Raw genomic sequence first — 19,993 nt, 5'->3', positions numbered from 1 at the left:
ATAAGCTTACTCCTATCCATCAGGAACATCAGCAGTTTCAAACTCATTTGGAAATGAAAAGGACAGTAATGACCGGCGGGATCAGGATCATGTTTCGCTGATGCCGCCATATCCGCAGCCATAGAAAACCGGGAGGATGGTTTCGTTTTAGGAAATGGCTGTAATATATTCAAGTTGACTGAAGGATCTATGTTATTCCAAGGTTTTATCTTAACACTGACAATACTCTACAATGGGGTGGTTTAAAATGCTTACGGGGCATCGCACATGGGTGTTTGATCAAAAGCCTGTCATCGTCTCCACAGGAACCGTTGGCGGTCCATTTGAAGCAGAGGGTTTGCTTGCGGATGATTTCGATCTTCTCCATTCCGATTTATGGATAAATCAAGATACTTATGAAAAGGCACATAAAGTCTTATTGGAAGAAGCGAGTACAAAAGCAATCGAAAAGGCGGGTCTTCAGAAAGAGCAGATTCAATTTTTCCTTGGAGGCGACCTTATCAATCAAATAACCCCTACAAGTTTTGCCTGTCGTACACTGGGAACACCTTATCTCGGCTTATTTGGCGCTTGCTCCACCTCCATGGAGGGACTGGCTCTTGGTGCATACCTTGTCAATACCAAAGGGGCAGAGTACTTATTGACAGGAGCATCAAGTCATAACGCCGCAGTAGAAAAGCAATTTCGCTACCCTACTGAATACGGGGGGCAGAAACCTCCAACAGCCCAATGGACCGTTACGGGTGCAGGAGTGGCTTTATTGAGTAGTGCCGGGGAAGGCCCTAGGGTCACTTCAGCTACGATAGGACGTGTCATCGACATGGGATTGACTGATCCTTTCAATATGGGCGGTGCCATGGCCCCAGCTGCTGTAGATACGATTGAAGCCCATTTAAGAGAACGGAACATTGACCCATCCTATTATGATTTAATAGTGACCGGGGATTTAGGAAAGATCGGACATGAAGTTTCTCTGGCATTATTTGAAAAACATGGTACGCCGATTAAAGAAGAGCAATATAAAGATTGCGGTTTAATGATATACAGGGATGGTCAACCGGTCTTGTCCGGGGCGAGTGGCCCTGGATGTTCCGCAACCGTTGTTTATGGTCATTTATTAAATCGCATGAAAAAGGGAGAAATAAAACGATTGCTCGTCGTGGCTACCGGTGCCTTGTTATCTCCCCTATCCTTTCAACAAAGTGAGACGATCCCATGCATTGCGCATGCCGTTTCGATCGAATATCAATGAATGATTGAATGACAGCCATGATTCACGTGTCTAATCGGGTCGTGACTGCTGACATTGTTTCGGGAGGTTAGCGGATGGGGAAAATCATGGATTGATCGGTTGTTGCCACTGGCACAATTTATGTAATCAGTGCCGGAAAAAACAGTCTCGGAGTGTTACAAGCCATTATATTTAGATCCAAAGGATAAGGAGGATGCTGTATGACGATAGCTTCTAATGTAAAACAATGTGTCTCTAGCCTAAAAGGAGTTGAAGCAGGTTTATCCAGCTTAGCACTCCGGACTCAAGATGATGAATCTAAACGCATCTTGCATGAAACGATGCTGGTGGTGAATGAAGTTATGAAGGATGTACAGAAGCGCGTGGGAGAGTTAGAACGGGAAGAACCGCAATATAAAGGTTTTTAAATACAATGATCAAGCAGGGGGTGTTTGGTAATGCCGGATTGGATAGAAATTGTTTTGCGTTCATTATTCTTTTTAATTGTTCTTTTTGTGATAACAAAAGTGTTAGGAAAAAAACAATTGTCCCAACTCTCCTTTTTTGAATATGTAACGGGCATAACCATTGGTAATGTCGGGGCAGAGTTAGCTACGAAAGTTGAGGGCAATATTATACATGGCGTACTGTCCATTCTTGTTTTTGCCATAGCTCCCTTCATTGCAGGATCAATATCCCTAAAAAGTAAAACTTTCCGTGATCTTGTGGAAGGAAAAGCTTCGGTTTTCATCAAAGATGGGAAAGTCATGGAAGATAATTTAAAAAAAGAGAAATATACCATCGATGAATTATTGGGATTGCTCCGGAAAAAGGATGTCTTCGATATTTCTGAAGTTGAGTTTGCCTTATTGGAAGCCAACGGGGATTTTTCCGTAATGTTAAAGAAGCAAAATCAACCTATAACACCTAAGGACCTTAACCTGTCAGTGGCTGCTGTAAAGGAGCCACAAACCATTATTATGGACGGCAGCATACTTGATGAACCGCTTTCCACAATTGGACTGAACCGAAATTGGCTTCATACTGAACTGGATAAGTTGGGTGTTATACTCGATAATGTGTTTCTTGGTCAGGCTAATTCCAACGGGGAATTAACCGTGGACCTTTTTGATGATAAACTTAAAGTTCCTTCTCCTCAAGAAAAACCTCTTATGCTCGCGACCTTGAAAAAATGCCAAGCGGACTTAGAGTTGTTTGCACTTGGAACTGAATCAAAGGAAGCTAAAGAGATGTTTAGCAAAAATAGCGAAAAGCTGCAAAGAGCAATAGATGAAGTGACCCATATCTTAAGGAACTGATTATATATTCATTTCCTCACTTTCATAAGCGAAGTGATCAGCCCAATGATGACGATCGTCACACATGAAAAAAGAAAAATTTCGATACCTAAGGTGAATGCTGCAGCTGAAATGATTAGTGTATCTATAACGATAATCGCTAATGCAATATCCATGGAAGTAGACTTTGAGATAATTTTGGCTAACATATCCGTTCCCCCGCTGCTTGTCTCATACCGAAGCATGAGACCTATGCCCATCCCTATGATGGCACCGCCAATCAAAGAGCTTGTTAGTATCGACATGGAAAAGACTTTTTTCAATGGATTAAGCCAATCCATAAAAAGGGATGTCAGAAGCAATCCGTGAACACTGCTATAGAAAAAAGGCCGTTCATAATACCATGCATATAAAAATATAGGAATACTGAGGATCAACATGGATAGCCCTGTTTGAAAACCAAAAAAATAATGAAGGATGAGTGCAATCCCAATAACGCCGCCATCTATTAAATGGTGCGGAACTAAAAACCCATTGATTCCAATACCCACCAAAAAGCTACCAACAATTACAGCAACCGCTTTTTGAAAATTAATAAAATCACCTGCCTTGCATTTTATATATCCTTACTATATGTCCAAGTCAGAGCGTCAAGAATATCCATTCAAAAAAAATCCCCCCCCTCCTTTCACTTCAATTTAACTACGCGAAAAAGGGCCCGGTCATTCAGACCTGGCCCCATTCCATCATTTCAACTCTAATAACACTACATTTTCAACATGTGTCGTCATTGGGAACATATCGACAGGCTGGATATCAACCGCTTTATATCCTCCGTCTTCCAAGATATGAAGATCACGCGCCAGAGTGCCTGGGTTGCATGATACGTATACGACTTTGTTTGGCTTCATCTCGATGATCGTATTCAGAAGGGACTCTTCACAACCTTTGCGAGGAGGATCCACAACGATGACATCCGCAGTGTTGCCCTTTTGGTACCATTCAGCAATAACGTTACCCGCATCTCCAACCATGAATTCCGCATTTGAGATATCATTCAATTCAGCGTTGCGGCGTGCGTCTTCTATCGCTTCTTCGACCACTTCGACACCGATTACTTTTTTCGCTTTTTTAGCTAAAAATAAAGAGATGGTTCCAATGCCGCAATAGGCATCAATCACCGTTTCTTCACCAGTCAGCCCTGCATAGTCAAGAGCTTTATCATAAAGGACCTTCGTTTGGTCCGGATTGATTTGGTAGAAGGACTTTGCTGAAATCGCAAATTTCACATCACCGATCATATCATGGATCACTTCGTCGCCCCATAGTACAGTCATTTTATCGCCTAAGATAACATTCGTTTTCTTGGAATTAACGTTTTGAACGATGGATTTCACTTGTGGAAGACGTTCAACGATTTCCTTCACGATTGTTTCGATGAAAGGGATACTATTCGTTCTTGTAACGAGAACAATCATTAATTCGCCTGTTTGCTTGCCATAACGGGCCATGATGTGCCGCAATACACCTTTATGTGCCTCTTCATTGTAAGCAGGGATACCAAGTTTACTGAAAATCTCTTTAACAACTTGAACGGCTTCATTGATCACTTCATTTTGGATAATGCTTTCTTTCGTTTCAACAATTTCATGTGTCCGCGGTTTGAAGAACCCTGCTATTAGCTTGCCATCCTTTTCACCAACAGGCACTTGCGCTTTATTACGGTAATGGGTCGGATTCTCCATCCCGATGATCGGGTGAACCTTCACATCCTCAAGTTTCCCAATGCGTGTCATCACTTCACGCACTTGCCTTTCCTTGAATTTCAACTGTCCTTCATAGCTCATATGCTGCAGCTGACATCCACCGTATTTATGGTAATCTTCAGTCGTGACCTCAACCCGGTATGGACTGTTTTCGATAATCTCCATCAAGCGTCCGAAGCCATAACCTTTATTAGCCTTCATCACTTTAATTTTTGCTTTTTCACCTGGAAGGGCGCTCTGAACAAAGATCGGATAGCCATCGACTTTAGCGACGCCTGCTCCTTCATGTGTTAAATCTTCAAATAAAACCTCTATAATATCATTTTTAGCCACTGGTGCTGTTTTTTTCATGTCATCTTCTCTTTTCTTTTTTATGCTAGCCTGTATTTTACCACAATAGAGGCCTAGCCACAAAACCACTCACCAATTTACCCTGGTTTTCATAAAAATATAGTGGAAGGAATTACGGATTTTTCATAGTTCCATGAATAAAAGTTCAATAAAAAATGAAAAATAAGGAAAAACAGATGAGGTGAGGAAATGGGTTTATTTAACTCTATATCAGCCTGGAATGCTACAAGGTTAGAGAAACATCGAGCGAGTATGGAGGAAAAAGGCCTCTGTCCGGATTGTTACGGACGTGGATACAGCTCCTTCGTACCCACGGAATATCATTTTTCCGATATACACGACTGTCCCGGCTGTAATGGCACTGGAGTTTACTCTGATTGGGCTGCCATGAACGGGCAGCAAATGTAACCGCATACAGTGCCAAATTTCAAATGACCAAAAAGGACCCCCTGTTAAACAGGAGGTTCTTCTATTTCCTTCACCATATAGCGAAATTCATGGCCGCTAATCGAAATGGTTTTCATTTCCATATATCCTAATCTGCTATAGAGACGATTCGCCGCTTCATTTTCATTTTCAACGACTAAAGAAATTCTTGGATATCCCTTATGTTTAGCGTATTCCTCTACATACTGAATCAGTGCACTACCAATTCCTTTTCCTTGAAAATTCGGGTCAACCGAGACTGTATCCAAATAAAAGTCTCTCATTTCCGCTTCCTTATCGAGCGTAACGCTTGGGTCTTTCATTTTCATCCTTAATTGTTTCACTATCGGTTCATCCAAGCTTTCGGCATCCTTGCCATGGTAAGCAATGATCAATCCAGATACTTGTCCATCATGTTCACTGACAAGCGTATTTTCATAGCTGATCCGATTCCCACTTTTCCGGAACAAATCGGCAAGAACGGAAAGTATTCTTTCTTCTTCCGTTTCACCTGTCAAAACCTCTGCAATTTCCTTAATCGCTAACCGGGTCAATACGGCTGCCTTGTCCGCATCTTCCGGTGTCGCTTTCCTGATATACATGTTTGCAATTCCCCTTGCTTCATTAAACTGAAAAGGCCACCAGATTCAGTGGCCTTTTCACCCTATTTATTTGCCGGATCGTCCGGCAGTATTCCTTGCGGGATGAATACATCAAAATGGCGGTACTGATTTACGAATTCAGCTGGGGCCATCCCGCCAAATTCCCCATCCAAATTAAGCATCATGTCATTTTTGGCATGTACTTTAATTCGATTGGCTTTTTCATAAATGACGTTCTTATCATGGATATGCTCACCGCGCATTGCCAATGTCGCGACACGGACAATATCAGCGAGGTTTGCCTTTTTCAAAATAAGCAACGTGAACATACCATCATTTAAAGAGGCGTCAGGAGCCAGTTTCTCGAAGCCGCCGACCGAATTCGTGTTAGCCACCAAGAATAGCATGATCTCTCCTTCAAAAAGCTTTCCATCATATTCAATAGAAACTTCCGTCGGCTTAATTGAAGGAAGCATTTCAATTCCTTTAATATAGTACGCTAGCTGACCAAGCATGGTTTTCAGTTTGATCGGCACGTCGTAGGTCAATTCGGTCAATCTGCCTCCGCCGGCAATATTGATGAAATACTTATCGTTCATTTTCCCAATATCGACAGGCATCGTATGCCCACCGGCAATAATTTCGGCTGCCCCTTCGATCGTCTTCGGTAAATGCAGCGCCCGCGCGAAATCATTGGTCGTTCCCGTCGGAATGATTCCTAGTTTCGGACGTTTCTCTGCAGTGGCCAGTCCATTAACAACCTCATAAATCGTACCGTCGCCCCCTGCTGCAATAACTATATCATAGCCGCGCTCAATCGCTATCTTAGCCGCTTTCGTCGCATCCCCGGCACCGGTCGTCGCATGTGCAGAAGCTTCATAGCCAGCTTCTTCAAGTTTTGCTAGCACACCTGGCAGGCTCTTCTTAATGGCTTCCCGGCCCGAAGTCGGGTTGTAAATCAACCTTGCTCTTTTCATTTCCCATCATCCTTATACATATTGATTCCATAATTTACATCTTAATCCTTCGTTACATGAAAAGCAATATTCGAAAAAAGAGGACCGTATTCCGGTCCATATCTTTTGCATTTTACTAGAAATCGTATCAGGGAAATTATAATGCTTTTTACAATTTTATTCTAGTAAATGATTTCATGGATATTGAACATTCACGTTAAATGTATCTGTAACCGTTAAAGTATGTTTCCCTTCACCAATATTGAATATCCCATTCTTTTTTACAATGCCCTCTTCACTTGTTTCTTCTTTCACTTCAGTCATCTTCCAGCCATTCTTAGGACCTTCAAGTTCCTCGACCCCTCTAGCATCTATCTTGATATCACTATTATCCTGAAGGAATACACTTAGATTTCCGCTGTCCTTCACACTCCAGTCATTCAAGAGTTTCCTAGGCTTCAGGACAAGATCGGTACTTTGTCCGTCTATCTCCACTGCCAACTCAGCAGGGATTATAAGAGTTGCCTTAAGATTCATTGTACCATTGTCAAAAAGTCCATTTTGAATCGGCAAATCCTTGAAGCTTATATAAAGCGTATCACCATTTCTCTCAACGAGTAAATAATCCTCCGCCTTCTTCAACGACGAATCAGCATCTTCCATTACCCGCTCACCATATGTTCCAAAAACGGAAATTTCCCCGACATTACCACTTTCAATTGTTAATGGGTACGGGCCAGAGTCCAGGACAACTCTCTGTATGTCTTTCCCTGCCTTTTGATTGAAACCAGGCAAATTGACCGTTTTCACTTCACTATTCACGGCAGCCCTAACTTGATCCATCAATCCGCTTGATGTTAGCAGAATTAAAACTATTCCCGTCGTTCCAAGCAATCCCACGAAAAGAATGCTAAGAATATCATACTTTACAAAAGAACTTTCTTTTCTGGAAAAATAAATGTAGAAGAGAATCTCTGCACCCAAGATAATGAACAGCAACGGCCACCATGACAGCAGAATCGTCGTCAAGTTCATATCTGCAATTTGTGAAACCAGTAAAACCAATCCCAAACCAACCAGGGAGATTCCCATCGAAATCGTTCCGACTCTCCATGTTCTCATTTTGTCTCCTCCTTGGCTCTTCCTTTTTTACTTCCCGACAGCAATTTAATTCCCCCGCCTATAAGAAGGATGCATACAAGACCTTTTTGAAAATAATCTCTAAACCAGTATTCCAAGTTGCTTCCAATCCATTCATCTAAATGAGGAGCAATGGCCGGGACAATTATATTACTGGCCAAGAAATAAATTCCAAGTCCCACCAGCCCAAATCCTACCCATTTTTGATGATTGACCATTCCCGAAATGATGGGCGTATCTTCTAATGGACCCTCTTCCATTTTCGAGGCTTTTTGCAATCCATCAAAAAAACTATAAAACCAGATAATCGGAATAAGGAAAAAGAAGAAACCTAACCGGAGTAAATCCAGTATGTAAATGGCGAATAAAAAGCCGGCCATCAATTGTATCCCACGTTTTTGCAGCCCCAAATATAAGTGACCTGCACCAGGGAAAATAGCAAATAAAGTCGCGACCGATTTACTCTTCTTCCCGGATTCCCGTCTCTCCTCGAAATCTTCCAAAACGGTCCGATCGATAAGCTCCTCACCTCTTTGCTTTTTATTCAGCTGTTGAACAGAATCAAAAAAGCTGTAAATCCATATAACAGGCAATAGTGCCATGAATATTAACAGACCTTCCATTTGTGTCATTACACTAATGAATATCACCATGATGCCCAGGCCTAAAAAGCCGATAAGAAAAATAAGCCCACGGTTCATGAGGCCCAGCTGAAAATGCCCTAATCCAGGAACGAATGAAAGGATGATTACATAAAATCTTTCCGCTTCCGGCTGATCTGTCATACGCTCTACATCCTCTTCCCTTTTAGGATTCCTCAGTGAGGTGACCACCAAATCAAATATACTGATGAAATAAAACACCATTCCAATAATGGAAAAAGCCAGAAACGCATCCGATTGACTGATCAACGAAAGAAAAAGACCACCAAGCCCCAATCCAGCCGTGGCCAGAAAATAAAATAACCCTTTATATTTCCTTCCTAGGTAAAAATGTCCGAAACCTGGCAAAAACGATAATAAGAAAGCTAATACCGGCCTTTTATTCATTTCTAAACCCCTCCTTATTTTTCTTTTCGATAGTGTCCATCCAATTAAATGTTTTATCAATAAGTCCATCGGTTAAGGACTGCGTTTCCTTTTCACTGATTGATTCCACAGAATCCACGTATTCTGTCAATGATTGAAATACTCCCCCTGCCATTAATAAGATCGTAAACCCGGCCGCAATCAGGTAATGTCTTGTTATCGTCCGCAGTGATTTCTCTTTTCGGAGTTGCTTTTCCCCTTCAACAGGGCCTTCTTTCAATCGGCTAATCGAGTCCATGACAGGACCTGCAATATCAAATCCTTCAATGTCCGGACCGAATTCTTCTTTTTCCATCGCTTCCATATAGGCGGACAAACACTTGTCACAGGAGTATAGATGATTTTCATATTCAATTTTTAGAGCCTCTGGTATTTTATCTGCTAAATATGCAACCCATTCTGCTTCAGGCACATGATTCATGAAAAATCCTCCTCTTTCCAATGTTTTCTCATCCAATTTCTTGCCCGATATAGTTTTACCTCCACGGATTTCACTTGAATCTGCTGTTCCTCTGCAATTTGCTTGAATGTCTTTTCCTTTATGTAATAGCCATATACAACTTCCCGATATCCCTCTGGAAGGTCATTCAGCTTCCGTAATACTTGCTTTCGCCTTTCATTCCGAAAAAATACTGCCTCGACATCATCAGTTAAGCCCAAATTAGCTTCCGATGAATGTTCGTCCTGCAATTCTTCCTTTTGGCGTTCCCTCTTTCTCTTTAGATCGATTGCATGATTGACCGCAATTCGGGTAATCCACGTTTTGAAACCTTGGTTCTTATATTGAGGAAGGGAAGTGTAGATTTTGATAAAGACTTCCTGGGTAACATCTTCTGCATCCTTTTGATTCCGCAAGACGGAATAGACGGTTCTATAAACCGTCTGTTTATAAGTTTCGATCAACATTCGGAATGCATGATCATTCCCAGCCCTAACCTTCTCAACTAACTCATCCGTCACTTCTCTTCCTCCTTTCCTGTTAAGCATTCATGTAATAGACGACAAAAAAGGAGCTACCCCTACAGGTAACTCAAAAAAAATCAAAAATTATTTTAAGCTTTCCACAATGAACCCTTATCTTAATCAAGAGAAAACCGTACCACTTTAAAAGTGATACGGCCAATATTAACGTTTATTGATTTCTTCCACCAAAATTTTATTTACAAGTTGTGGATTGGCTTGTCCTTTTGTCGCTTTCATGATCTGCCCGACAAGGAAGCCGATTGCTTTTTGTTTACCGGCCTTAAAATCTTCAATTGATTGCGGGTTATTATTCAATGCTTCTTCAACGGCTGTACGCAATGCGCCTTCATCGGAAATTTGGACTAGTCCCTTCTCCTTGACGATCGTTTCAGCATCTCCGCCATTTTCAATCAATTCTTTGAAAACTTTTTTAGCGATTTTAGAAGAAATCGTGCCATCTTCAATCAGCTTGATCATTCCAGCCAACGATTCGGCAGTCAATTTGACATCATGCAGCTCTTTTCCTTCTGCATTCAAGAAAGCGGAAACCTCACCCATGATCCAGTTTGATGCTAGTTTCGCATCCGCGCCTGAAGCAACTGTCGCTTCAAAGAAATCAGCACTTTCTTTCGTTACCGTCAAAACGGCTGCATCATATTCAGGTAAGCCGAATTCTTCGACATAACGTTTTTTCCGGGCATCCGGAAGTTCCGGAATCTCGGCAGCAATACGTGCTTTCCATTCTTCATCGATATGGATTGTCAATAAGTCCGGTTCCGGGAAGTAACGGTAATCATCGGAGCCTTCCTTAATTCGCATTAGTACCGTTCTGCCTGTAGCTTCATCGAACCGGCGAGTTTCCTGTTCGATTATGCCGCCTTCATTCAAGATTTCCGCTTGTCGGATTTCTTCATGTTCCAATCCTTTGCGGACAAAGTTGAATGAGTTCAAGTTTTTCAATTCGGTTTTCGTACCGAATTCCTTTTGCCCGACAGGTTTCAAGGAAATGTTAGCGTCACAGCGAAGTGAGCCTTCTTCCATTTTACAATCGGAAACGCCTGTGTATTGAATGATCGATTTCAACTTTTCCAGATAAGCATAAGCTTCTTCCGGGGAAGTGATATCCGGTTCAGATACGATTTCAACAAGTGGCGTACCTTGGCGGTTATAATCACAAAGTGAATAGTTCCCTTTATGTGTCAGCTTTCCAGCATCCTCTTCCATATGAATGCGGGTAATGCCAATTTTCTTTTTCTTGCCGCCCACTTCGATCTCAATCCAGCCATGCTCACCGATCGGCTGATCGAACTGTGAAATTTGGTATGCTTTAGGATTGTCCGGGTAAAAATAGTTTTTCCGGTCGAATTTCGTAATTTCCGCCACTTCGCAATTCAGGGCAATTGCAGCCTTCATTGCAAAATCAACAGCCTTTTTATTGACGACAGGCAATACACCTGGGTAGCCTAGGTCGATTACAGTCGTGTTACTATTTGGAGCGGCACCAAAATGGTTTGGGCTCGCCGAGAAAATTTTAGAATCCGTTTTTAATTCTACGTGTACTTCTAGACCAATCACCGTTTCAAAGTCCATTTTTTTCACCCCTTACAGCTTAGGAAATTGTTTATGAAAATCTGTTGCTTGCTCAAATGCGTGAGCCGCGCGGTAAATCGTGCTTTCATCAAAATGCTTTCCAATCATTTGCAGTCCAAGCGGAAGCCCATTCGCTGCGAATCCACACGGCACGGATATACCCGGTACACCAGCAAGATTGACTGGAATCGTCAAGATATCATTTGCATACATCGTTAATGGATCGTCGACTTTCTCACCAATTTTAAATGCAGGCGTAGGTGTAGTCGGCCCAACGATGACATCGTATTTTTCAAAGACATCTTCAAAGTCCTTTTTGATTAACGTACGTACTTTTTGAGCCTTTTTATAATAAGCATCATAATAACCGGAACTTAAGGAGAACGTTCCAAGCATGATACGGCGCTTCACTTCGTCACCGAATCCTTCTGCACGGGTTTGCTTATACATTTCTATAAGAGTTTCTGCATTATCGGTACGATGCCCGTAACGCACTCCGTCAAAACGTGAAAGGTTAGCCGAAGCTTCAGATGAAGAAAGCAAATAATAGGCAGCTAAGGCATATTTGGAATGCGGCAAGGATACCTCTTCCCACTCAGCTCCAAGCCCCTCTAATACTTTTAACGCTTCAAGTACGGAATTACGTGCTTCTTCGCCAACGCCTTCACCAAGATATTCTTTAGGCACGGCTATTTTCAATCCTCTAACATCGCCTGTTAATGAATTCACAAAATTCGGCACATCAACATTAGCAGAGGTCGAATCCATTGGATCTACACCTGAAATCGCTTCAAGCAAATAAGCGTTATCTTCAACCGTTCTTGTGACCGGTCCAATTTGGTCCAATGAAGACGCAAAAGCTACAAGTCCGAATCGGGAAACCCGTCCATATGTAGGTTTTAAGCCGACAACTCCACAATATGCAGCTGGTTGGCGGATCGAACCACCCGTATCGGAACCTAAAGAGAATAGGACTTCACCGGAAGCGACAGATGCAGCTGATCCACCCGAAGAACCTCCTGGCACATATTCCGTGTTCCATGGATTGCGTGTAGCTTGAAATGCGGAGTTCTCATTAGAGGAACCCATCGCAAACTCATCCATATTCAATTTTCCGATCGTAACCGTTTCTGCCTTTTGTAGTTTTTGAACGACGGTTGCATCATAGATTGGATCAAAGTTCTCCAAAATTTTGCTCGCACAAGTCGTACGCAAATTTTTAGTGACAATATTATCCTTCACTCCGATTGGCATACCAAATAAAGCGCCTTCGTTCTCGCCTTTTACCAATTGATCATCCAATCGTTTTGCTTGACTGCGGGCGTTTTCTTCATCAAGTGTCAAAAATGCCTTCACCTTGTCCTCTACCTGTCCGATCCGCTTATACGATTCGTTAACAAGATCAGTGACACTTATCTCTTTCTTATGTAAGCGTTCATGAAGCTCAGAAACTTTTTGTTCGAACAACGACATCATTGTCCCTCCTTATTCAATTATAGATGGTACACGGATATATCCTTCTTTGCTATCCGGTGCATTTTTAACTACTTCTTCTACTGGCAATCCCGGTTTTGCGACATCTTCGCGCATAACATTCTTCATATCCAAAACGTGAGAAGTCGGGTTTACTTGATCCGTATCAAGCTCATTCAACTGCTCCGCGAATGAAATCATTTGGTCAAGCTGATGCTGAAACTGTTGTGCTTCTTCTTCCGTAATGGCCAAACGAGCCAAATGGGCAACGTGTTTAACTTGTTCCATAGAAATACGTGACATTCTCTTCACCTCCGAAAAAATATCCAAATCGACTGAATTTCGTCGCTTTTCTCCATATAATCATCGTTTAAATCATATCAAACTATTGCACAGTAAAGCAACAAGAGATACAATGTCGAAAATCAATTATTTCATAAGGAAAAAGAGATATTTTCCGGGAAATATGGGAAAGTTGCCGGAATTTCCGGGGAAATGACAATTAGGCCTGTAAAATTCGACAAATGTTCCCTTTATAGTACATTTGCTCCCTAAGATGGAAGGGTTTACTTCCTATTATATCTTTTTATTCCTGGTTAGAGGTTATTTTGAAATTCACAAAAAACAGATCCGAATTTTAAGCGGGACGCAAAAAAGATGAAGCCGTTAAGCTTCATCTTTTTTCATTCGTATATATGCACGGTTGGTTCGTCTTGATTTGCTTCACGGACTATGAGCGCTTCAGGTCCATTTACAGAGGTAATGGATACCTGGACGGCAATGTAGTTCGGGAAACGTTCCATTACAAGCCCGGCAACATATTGGGTAAAGCCGATCGCTTCCGAGTTCCCATAAAATTGAATGGGGATATCGATGTTCAGACTTTGCAATTGATCATCCATATAGAATGCCCTGCCGATGACTCCGTTAAAGTTAGGGAAGTATTCTTCGACATCTTCTTTAAAGTTCGTGAAGGTATTGACGTCATCCCGGTATTTTTTTTCAGCACTAGCAGAAGGAAATAGGAAATACTCTTCGTTCAAGTCCGTCCATTTTCCAATATTGTCAGAGTTTTTATCGATATTTGTATAGGAAATGAAATTCCCAGGGACTACTGAGGATTTTTCATTTTGCTCGAATAAGGCAATCGTAATCGGAACATTTTTCAGCTTGTCCATATTACGCAGCCTTTTTAAGACTACTGCAGCAATTTTCTCCCCTTCTTGCTTCAGCTTATTACTATCGATTTTATTTTCATAGGTGGCACCGAATGCCTCTTTTTGATAGTAATGCACTGAATTCAACGCAAGACCTATGACAACCCCGCCAAGGCTCACCGAATTATCCTTTGTTTTGACCAAGTAATTATGTTCTAAAATATGAGCAAGATAGATCGGATTTTCTTCATTCCGTTTATCAATGTCTCCTTTACCTGGATCAACAGGATTCAAGCCAACGTTATCTTTGGCCTTTATCTTCTTTTCTTTCAACTGACTATCGGTATATTTTCTGTTCAGCCAGGAAGATATCTTGGAACTATCCAGCGTTTGCCCCTCTTGAAACAGGTAATCTTCCGGATCGAATTGGGTTTGGGCCAACCGCATCAATCCATTTTCGAATTCTTCAATGTCATATCGCGTATTTAGATTGGATACGACCAAACCGCGTGCTTTTGATGGTTCAAACGGTAGGATTGTTTGATAGTATTCTTCCGAAATTTTATACTTCGGAATAATTGCCGTTTCTTTTTTGTCTTTGGAGTCTTGAACTACCTCTTGCTTTTCCTCAAAACTAGGCGCACATCCAGCAAGAAGCAGTATAAGAATCATCCCCAAAATAGAGTGTTTCCTCATAGCTACACCTCTTAATTATTTAGTTCCTCAATCAGTCTCTCTTCATCCCATACCATGACGCCTAGGCTTTCCGCTTTTTCCAGTTTGGAACCGGCATCTTCGCCAGCTATGACCAAATCGGTTTTCTTGCTGACACTTCCAGCAACGTTAGCTCCTAGCGTTTCTAATTTCTCTTTTGCTTCGTTACGCGTTAACTGATGCAATTTACCCGTTAAAACGACTGTTTTACCGGCAAAAAAGGAATCGATTTCTTCAATAGCAACAGCTCTTGGCCCTTTAAAAGTAAGGTTTACACCGGCTGCTTCCAATTCATTCAGTAACGCATGGACTTCTTCCAATTCAAAATAGGCTACGATGGAATCGGCCATCTTATCACCTATTTCATTAATTGCCGTTAGGTCTTCACGGCTCGCCTTGCTTAAGGCTTCCATCGTCCCGAACTCCCGTGCCAGTGTCTTGGCCGCTTTTGAACCAACATGGCGAATGCCCAGCCCGAATAGTAATTTTTCCAACGAATTTGTTTTCGAAGCCTCGATTGCTTGAAGGAGTTTATTGACGGATTTATCCCCCATCCTTTCCAAAGCAATCAGTTGATCGTATGTAAGCTTATAAATATCAGCCACATCTTGTATGAGTTGTTCTTTAAACAACAAGCTAATCACTTTTTCACCAAGACTGTCTATATTCATTGCTGTACGGGAAACAAAGTGAATCAAGCCTTCCCTTATTTGTGCAGGACACTTGGGGTTGATGCAGCGTAAAGCAACCTCCCCCTCCAGCCGGACAAGTTCACTGTTGCATTCCGGGCACTCAGTCGGCATCTTAAACTCGACTTCTTCCCCTGTACGGCGCTCTGCCAGTACATTGACCACCTCTGGAATGATATCACCCGCTTTTTTCACGACCACTTGATCTCCGATTCTGATGTCCTTTTCACGGATTAAGTCTTCGTTATGAAGTGAAGCTCGCTGCACTGTCGTACCTGCTACCCGAACGGGATCCAAAACGGCGGTCGGAGTCAACACACCCGTACGGCCCACATTCAGCTCGATATCCCTAAGGGTTGTAATGACTTCTTCAGCCGGGAATTTATAAGCAATGGCCCATCGCGGACTTTTTGCAGTAAAACCTAATTCATCCTGCTGTTCAAGGGAATCCACCTTAACGACAATTCCATCAATATCATAGGCTAAGTTTGGACGGTGTTCCGTCCATTCTACTATATAAGCCATTACTTCCTCTATATTCGAGCACGTTTTTCTTTCCCGATTCGTCTTAAACCCGAGTCGATCCAATAAATCCAGACCCTCACTGTGGGAACGGACCCCTGTTTCCCCAAAATCGGCAATTGCATAAAGGAAAACATCCAAGTTCCGTTTTGCAGCAAGTTTTGGGTCAAGCTGCCTTAACGAACCGGCAGCTGCATTTCGTGGGTTTGCAAATGGTTCCTCACCGCGTTCTTCTTTAGCCTTGTTCAATGATTCGAATGATTTTTTTGGCATGAAAGCCTCACCGCGCACTTCTATGGCAACCGGCTCCCGCAACTTCAATGGAATCGACTTGATCGTTTTCAAATTAGCGGTAATATCTTCACCGATCGTTCCATCTCCACGAGTTGCCCCTCTTACGAAATATCCATTCTCGTACTGAAGAGTGACGGCAAGTCCATCAATTTTCAATTCACATACATAGGAAAAATCGTCACCTACAGATTGTCTGACCTTTCTGTCAAAATCCCGTAAGTCACTTTCATTGAAGGCATTGCCTAAACTTAGCATCGGTGTGGTATGCTCCACTTTTTCAAACATATCCAAAATGGCGCCACCGACCCGTTGTGTCGGTGAGTCCGCCGTTTGCAGTTCCGGAAACTTCTCCTCATACTCAATAAGTTCACGGAGTAGCCGATCATATTCAGCATCAGGTACTGATGGCTGGTCCATTACATAATATTCATAGCTGTATTGGTTCAATAAAGTTTGCAGTTCTAAAACTTTCTTCTCTGCAGCTTGTAAGTCCATACGTTCAATCCTTTCTAAAGAAGACTCCACCGCACTTCTTTTAGAAGAGCGGTGTCTAAAGTCAGATATCCCTATTCTTCACCAGTAGAAGCATATTAATAGCTTATGCTTTTTCAACTGGTGCAAATTTCGCCAATAGGCGTTTGATGCCAATTGGACTTGGGAAGGCAATATCCAGTTCCTTCCCTTCGCCTTCCCCTTTTACGCTCACCACGGTTCCTATACCCCATTTTTTATGGGATGCACGGTCGCCGACAGCCCAGCCGATTTCTTCACCGCCCGTTGCGGATGGTGCAGAAACAGCTCTTCCAAAGGCAGGCACTTTTCTTGCTGAAGCTGTTGAAGGAGATCCGGTTCTTGAAGAACTGAAAGGTGTTTGCCTTGCTCTAGGAGCCGGTTTCGGTTTTAAATCTTCAAGTAGTTCCTCTGGTATTTCATTAATGAAACGTGATACAGGATTCATGCTCGTCCGTCCATACAATGTCCGCATTTGAGCATTGCTTATGAATAGCTCATTTTCAGCCCTTGTAATTCCCACATAAGCCAGACGGCGTTCTTCTTCCATCTCCTCTTCATCCATAAGCGAGCGGCTGTGAGGGAAAACCCCTTCTTCAAGGCCCAATAGAAAGACCACCGGATATTCAAGTCCCTTCGCTGAATGCAGTGTCATCAACGTTACCGTATTTGTAGCTTCTTCGGAATTCTCATCAAGTTGGTCTATATCGGCAACCAACGCCAGGTCAGTCAAAAAGCCCACCAATGATTTGTCCTCGCTGTTATCTTCAAATGCTTTCGTAACAGATAAAAACTCATCTATATTTTCAAGCCGGCTTTGTGATTCAATCGTTTTTTCCGCCTGCAGCATCTCACGGTAACCGGTTTTCTGAATGACTTCCTCCACAAGTTCCGTCACGGATAAGTACTCCTGCTGATTTGTATAGTTAGTGATCAGCGTATGGAATTCCCTTGCCGCTTTGGTAGCCTTCCCGCTTATCCCTACCATTTCAACGGATTCGAGTGCTTTATAGATGGAAACATCATATTGATCTGCATAATCTGCCACTTTGTCCATTGAAGTCGCACCAATTCCGCGTTTTGGTACATTGATTACACGGCGAAGACTGATGTCATCATCAGGATTCGCAATAAGGCGAAGATAGGCAAGTAAATCCTTGATCTCTTTACGGTCATAGAACTTGGTGCCCCCGACTATTGCATAATTTATATTGGATTTAAGCAAAACTTCCTCCATGACACGTGATTGTGCATTTGTCCTGTAAAGTATTGCTATATCTGAATATTTCCTGCTGCCGGCCTGAACCAACTCATTTATCTTTCCGGCTACAAATTGCGCTTCCCCTTGTTCATTGTCCGCACGGTAATAGAATATCTTATTGCCATCTGCATTCTCGGTCCAAAGATTTTTCGGTTTCCGGTTTTGATTGTTATCGATGACCTTATTCGCCGCTTCAAGAATCTTTTTCGTCGAGCGGTAATTCTGTTCAAGGAAAATCATGTTGGCATTCGAATAATCTTTTTCAAATGAAAGGATATTCGCAATATCCGCACCGCGCCAGCGATAGATCGATTGATCGGAATCCCCGACAACACAGAGATTACGGAAGCGTGAAGCCAATTGTTTAACAAGCATGTATTGAGCCCTGTTCGTATCTTGGTACTCATCAACATGAATGTATTGAAATTTACGCTGATAATATTCAAGCACCTCAGGTACGAGCTGGAACAATTGAATCGTCATCATGATCAAATCATCGAAATCGAGCGCTGAATTTTTACGCAGCCGTTTTTGATATTCCGTATATACATCGGCAGTTACTTTAGTGAAGTAATCAGACGCCGTCTTCAGGTACTCTTCCGGCCCGACCAATTCATTTTTCGCTGAACTGATGCTACCCAAAATGGCACGGTAATCATATTTCTTTGTATCCATATTACGATCTTTCATGATTTGTTTTATGACCGATTGCTGATCCGTCGTATCCAATATCGAGAAGTTCCTATTAAATCCGATACGGTCGATATCTCTTCGTAAAATGCGGACACACATCGAGTGGAAAGTCGAAATCCAGATATCTTCGGAAGCACCGCCTAGTATGGCACGGATCCTCTCCTTCATCTCACGTGCTGCCTTGTTGGTGAACGTGATTGCAAGGATGTTCCAAGGCGCTATTTCCTTCTCGACCATCAAGTAAGCTATTCGGTGAGTCAGCACACGCGTCTTTCCACTTCCTGCCCCAGCCATGATTAAAAGTGGGCCATCAGTTGATTTCACTGCTTTTTGTTGCTGTTCATTCAAACCTATTAGTAATTTTTCCGCTAAATATTGCATTATCACACCACCTATACGAACATTCGTTTCTGTTTTAGTATACTATATTTATTACATGTTTTCATTTAACTGCCGAAACTGTTGCAAGTGCCACTTTCAAATCTTCATAAATTACATTGCCGACAACGATGACATCCGCAATCTTAGACATCTCTTTGGCTTGTTCAACCGATTTTATCCCACCGCCATAGAATAGTATGGTATCCTCCAAACTCTCTTTGGCCGCTTCCACCATCTGGACATCGCCGTAATCACCGCTGTATTCCAAATAAAAAATCGGCAGGTTGAACATTTTTTCCGCCATCATCGCGTATGCACCCACATCATCCATATCCAATTCGGTATTGGCTTTCGTCAATTGGGCCGCCTTGCACTCAGGATTCAGGATACAGTACCCTTCAACGAAAATTTCATCCCAATTCAAAAGGTATCCGTATTCCTTGACTGCTTGCTGATGCAGCTTCATCATCCAATCAGGGTTGGTGCTATTCAGGACACTCGGAATGAAATATAAATCAAAACCTGGCGTCACCGTTTCTACAGAAGAAATTTCCATCACACATGGGACGGTATATCGTCTGACACGTGCCATTAAATGAAGCACATTCTCAAGCGTGATTCCATCCGTTCCCCCGACCATTATCGCATCGGTACCGGATTCACAAACTTTTTCAAGGGCTTCATCACTTATTTCTTTATTTGGATCGAGTTTGAAAACATGTTTCCACTCGCGAAAATCGTACATTATAATCCTCCATTCACACTTCCCATTACACCATTATAGCATTAAGATTTTTCATTAAAAAAGAGAAGTATCGATAAAATGTTATTACCAAATAGAACCTCTGAATCTAGAATCCAATATAACATGGATACGGCTGAAAGACA

19 protein-coding genes are annotated in these 19,993 nt (G+C 42.2%); 4 read left to right on the top strand and 15 right to left on the bottom strand.

Features of this window, described 5'->3' with window-relative positions:
* The first annotated feature begins 247 nt into the window (after window positions 1-247).
* From spoVAD to BW986_RS27350, 3 genes are all read left to right on the top strand, one after another.
* Window positions 248-1,252, top strand: a complete 1,005-nt coding sequence (spoVAD, locus tag BW986_RS27360; RefSeq protein WP_076372775.1) for a stage V sporulation protein AD — start codon at window positions 248-250, stop codon at window positions 1,250-1,252.
* 200 nt (window positions 1,253-1,452) lie between these two features.
* The gene (locus tag BW986_RS27355; RefSeq protein ID WP_076372773.1) at window positions 1,453-1,659 is read left to right on the top strand and encodes a DUF1657 domain-containing protein; all 207 of its coding nucleotides are present in this window, start codon (window positions 1,453-1,455) and stop codon (window positions 1,657-1,659) included.
* Window positions 1,660-1,689: 30 nt separating this feature from the next.
* Entirely contained in the window at window positions 1,690-2,550 is an 861-nt protein-coding gene (locus BW986_RS27350) for a DUF421 domain-containing protein (RefSeq protein ID WP_076372772.1), read from the top strand.
* A gap of 8 nt (window positions 2,551-2,558) precedes the next feature.
* Here BW986_RS27350 and BW986_RS27345 read toward each other — a convergent pair whose 3' ends face one another.
* Both BW986_RS27345 and rlmD read right to left on the bottom strand, forming a co-directional pair.
* A complete protein-coding gene (locus BW986_RS27345; protein ID WP_397223242.1) occupies window positions 2,559-3,080 on the bottom strand; it encodes a YitT family protein in 522 nt (173 codons plus the stop codon).
* Between the two features lie 195 nt (window positions 3,081-3,275).
* Entirely contained in the window at window positions 3,276-4,646 is a 1,371-nt protein-coding gene (gene rlmD / locus BW986_RS27340; protein ID WP_076372768.1) for a 23S rRNA (uracil(1939)-C(5))-methyltransferase RlmD, read from the bottom strand.
* A gap of 189 nt (window positions 4,647-4,835) precedes the next feature.
* Here rlmD and BW986_RS27335 point away from each other — a divergent pair, with 189 nt between their 5' ends.
* A complete protein-coding gene (locus BW986_RS27335; protein ID WP_076372766.1) occupies window positions 4,836-5,054 on the top strand; it encodes a hypothetical protein in 219 nt (72 codons plus the stop codon).
* A gap of 44 nt (window positions 5,055-5,098) precedes the next feature.
* On the opposite strand, the gene BW986_RS27330 is transcribed toward BW986_RS27335, so the two are convergent.
* The 13 genes from BW986_RS27330 to pcrB form a co-directional block, all read right to left on the bottom strand.
* The gene (locus BW986_RS27330; RefSeq protein WP_076372764.1) at window positions 5,099-5,674 is read right to left on the bottom strand and encodes a GNAT family N-acetyltransferase; all 576 of its coding nucleotides are present in this window, start codon (window positions 5,672-5,674) and stop codon (window positions 5,099-5,101) included.
* Window positions 5,675-5,736: 62 nt separating this feature from the next.
* Window positions 5,737-6,651, bottom strand: coding sequence for a diacylglycerol kinase (locus BW986_RS27325; protein WP_076372762.1), 915 nt, complete (start codon window positions 6,649-6,651; stop codon window positions 5,737-5,739).
* Between the two features lie 174 nt (window positions 6,652-6,825).
* A complete protein-coding gene (locus BW986_RS27320; protein ID WP_076372760.1) occupies window positions 6,826-7,752 on the bottom strand; it encodes a LiaF transmembrane domain-containing protein in 927 nt (308 codons plus the stop codon).
* On the bottom strand, window positions 7,749-8,819 hold the full coding sequence (locus BW986_RS27315) for a hypothetical protein (protein ID WP_076372758.1): 1,071 nt from the start codon (window positions 8,817-8,819) through the stop codon (window positions 7,749-7,751). Before BW986_RS27315 ends, BW986_RS27320 begins: the two co-directional genes overlap by 4 nt.
* Window positions 8,812-9,279: a hypothetical protein gene (locus tag BW986_RS27310; protein WP_076372756.1), complete on the bottom strand. Its 468-nt coding sequence runs from the start codon at window positions 9,277-9,279 to the stop codon at window positions 8,812-8,814. The genes BW986_RS27315 and BW986_RS27310 overlap by 8 nt, the downstream gene beginning before the upstream one ends.
* Window positions 9,276-9,818 (bottom strand): RNA polymerase sigma factor, encoded by a 543-nt coding sequence (locus tag BW986_RS27305; RefSeq protein ID WP_260321010.1) that lies wholly within the window; start codon window positions 9,816-9,818, stop codon window positions 9,276-9,278. The genes BW986_RS27310 and BW986_RS27305 overlap by 4 nt, the downstream gene beginning before the upstream one ends.
* Window positions 9,819-9,983: 165 nt before the next feature.
* On the bottom strand, window positions 9,984-11,411 hold the full coding sequence (gatB, locus tag BW986_RS27300) for an Asp-tRNA(Asn)/Glu-tRNA(Gln) amidotransferase subunit GatB (RefSeq protein ID WP_076372752.1): 1,428 nt from the start codon (window positions 11,409-11,411) through the stop codon (window positions 9,984-9,986).
* A 12-nt stretch (window positions 11,412-11,423) separates the two neighbouring features.
* A complete protein-coding gene (gene gatA / locus BW986_RS27295) occupies window positions 11,424-12,884 on the bottom strand; it encodes an Asp-tRNA(Asn)/Glu-tRNA(Gln) amidotransferase subunit GatA (RefSeq protein WP_076372750.1) in 1,461 nt (486 codons plus the stop codon).
* A gap of 12 nt (window positions 12,885-12,896) precedes the next feature.
* Window positions 12,897-13,187, bottom strand: coding sequence for an Asp-tRNA(Asn)/Glu-tRNA(Gln) amidotransferase subunit GatC (gene gatC / locus BW986_RS27290; protein ID WP_076372748.1), 291 nt, complete (start codon window positions 13,185-13,187; stop codon window positions 12,897-12,899).
* Between the two features lie 380 nt (window positions 13,188-13,567).
* On the bottom strand, window positions 13,568-14,737 hold the full coding sequence (locus BW986_RS27285) for a CamS family sex pheromone protein (protein ID WP_076372716.1): 1,170 nt from the start codon (window positions 14,735-14,737) through the stop codon (window positions 13,568-13,570).
* Window positions 14,738-14,748: 11 nt separating this feature from the next.
* Complete coding sequence (ligA, locus tag BW986_RS27280) at window positions 14,749-16,755, bottom strand: NAD-dependent DNA ligase LigA (protein ID WP_076372714.1); 2,007 nt, start codon at window positions 16,753-16,755, stop codon at window positions 14,749-14,751.
* 103 nt (window positions 16,756-16,858) lie between these two features.
* Window positions 16,859-19,105 (bottom strand): DNA helicase PcrA, encoded by a 2,247-nt coding sequence (gene pcrA / locus BW986_RS27275; protein WP_076372712.1) that lies wholly within the window; start codon window positions 19,103-19,105, stop codon window positions 16,859-16,861.
* Window positions 19,106-19,166: 61 nt separating this feature from the next.
* Window positions 19,167-19,850, bottom strand: a complete 684-nt coding sequence (gene pcrB / locus BW986_RS27270; RefSeq protein WP_076372710.1) for a heptaprenylglyceryl phosphate synthase — start codon at window positions 19,848-19,850, stop codon at window positions 19,167-19,169.
* Window positions 19,851-19,993 lie beyond the last annotated feature (143 nt).

Source organism: Peribacillus simplex (assembly GCF_900156045.1).
Lineage (GTDB): Bacteria > Bacillota > Bacilli > Bacillales > DSM-1321 > Peribacillus > Peribacillus simplex_D.
This window is presented reverse-complemented; position numbering and strand designations above follow the sequence as displayed.

What these genes read in the sequence shown, in the direction of transcription:
- spoVAD (WP_076372775.1), top strand. Translation starts at nt 248, where the DNA reads ATGCTTACGGGGCATCGCACATGGGTGTTTGATCAAAAGCCTGTCATC.
- BW986_RS27355 (WP_076372773.1), top strand. Translation starts at nt 1,453, where the DNA reads ATGACGATAGCTTCTAATGTAAAACAATGTGTCTCTAGCCTAAAAGGA.
- BW986_RS27350 (WP_076372772.1), top strand. Translation starts at nt 1,690, where the DNA reads ATGCCGGATTGGATAGAAATTGTTTTGCGTTCATTATTCTTTTTAATT.
- rlmD (WP_076372768.1), bottom strand. Translation starts at nt 4,646, where the DNA reads ATGAAAAAAACAGCACCAGTGGCTAAAAATGATATTATAGAGGTTTTA.
- BW986_RS27335 (WP_076372766.1), top strand. Translation starts at nt 4,836, where the DNA reads ATGGGTTTATTTAACTCTATATCAGCCTGGAATGCTACAAGGTTAGAG.
- BW986_RS27330 (WP_076372764.1), bottom strand. Translation starts at nt 5,674, where the DNA reads ATGTATATCAGGAAAGCGACACCGGAAGATGCGGACAAGGCAGCCGTA.
- BW986_RS27325 (WP_076372762.1), bottom strand. Translation starts at nt 6,651, where the DNA reads ATGAAAAGAGCAAGGTTGATTTACAACCCGACTTCGGGCCGGGAAGCC.
- BW986_RS27320 (WP_076372760.1), bottom strand. Translation starts at nt 7,752, where the DNA reads ATGAGAACATGGAGAGTCGGAACGATTTCGATGGGAATCTCCCTGGTT.
- BW986_RS27315 (WP_076372758.1), bottom strand. Translation starts at nt 8,819, where the DNA reads ATGAATAAAAGGCCGGTATTAGCTTTCTTATTATCGTTTTTGCCAGGT.
- BW986_RS27310 (WP_076372756.1), bottom strand. Translation starts at nt 9,279, where the DNA reads ATGAATCATGTGCCTGAAGCAGAATGGGTTGCATATTTAGCAGATAAA.
- gatB (WP_076372752.1), bottom strand. Translation starts at nt 11,411, where the DNA reads ATGGACTTTGAAACGGTGATTGGTCTAGAAGTACACGTAGAATTAAAA.
- gatA (WP_076372750.1), bottom strand. Translation starts at nt 12,884, where the DNA reads ATGTCGTTGTTCGAACAAAAAGTTTCTGAGCTTCATGAACGCTTACAT.
- gatC (WP_076372748.1), bottom strand. Translation starts at nt 13,187, where the DNA reads ATGTCACGTATTTCTATGGAACAAGTTAAACACGTTGCCCATTTGGCT.
- BW986_RS27285 (WP_076372716.1), bottom strand. Translation starts at nt 14,737, where the DNA reads ATGAGGAAACACTCTATTTTGGGGATGATTCTTATACTGCTTCTTGCT.
- ligA (WP_076372714.1), bottom strand. Translation starts at nt 16,755, where the DNA reads ATGGACTTACAAGCTGCAGAGAAGAAAGTTTTAGAACTGCAAACTTTA.
- pcrA (WP_076372712.1), bottom strand. Translation starts at nt 19,105, where the DNA reads ATGCAATATTTAGCGGAAAAATTACTAATAGGTTTGAATGAACAGCAA.
- pcrB (WP_076372710.1), bottom strand. Translation starts at nt 19,850, where the DNA reads ATGTACGATTTTCGCGAGTGGAAACATGTTTTCAAACTCGATCCAAAT.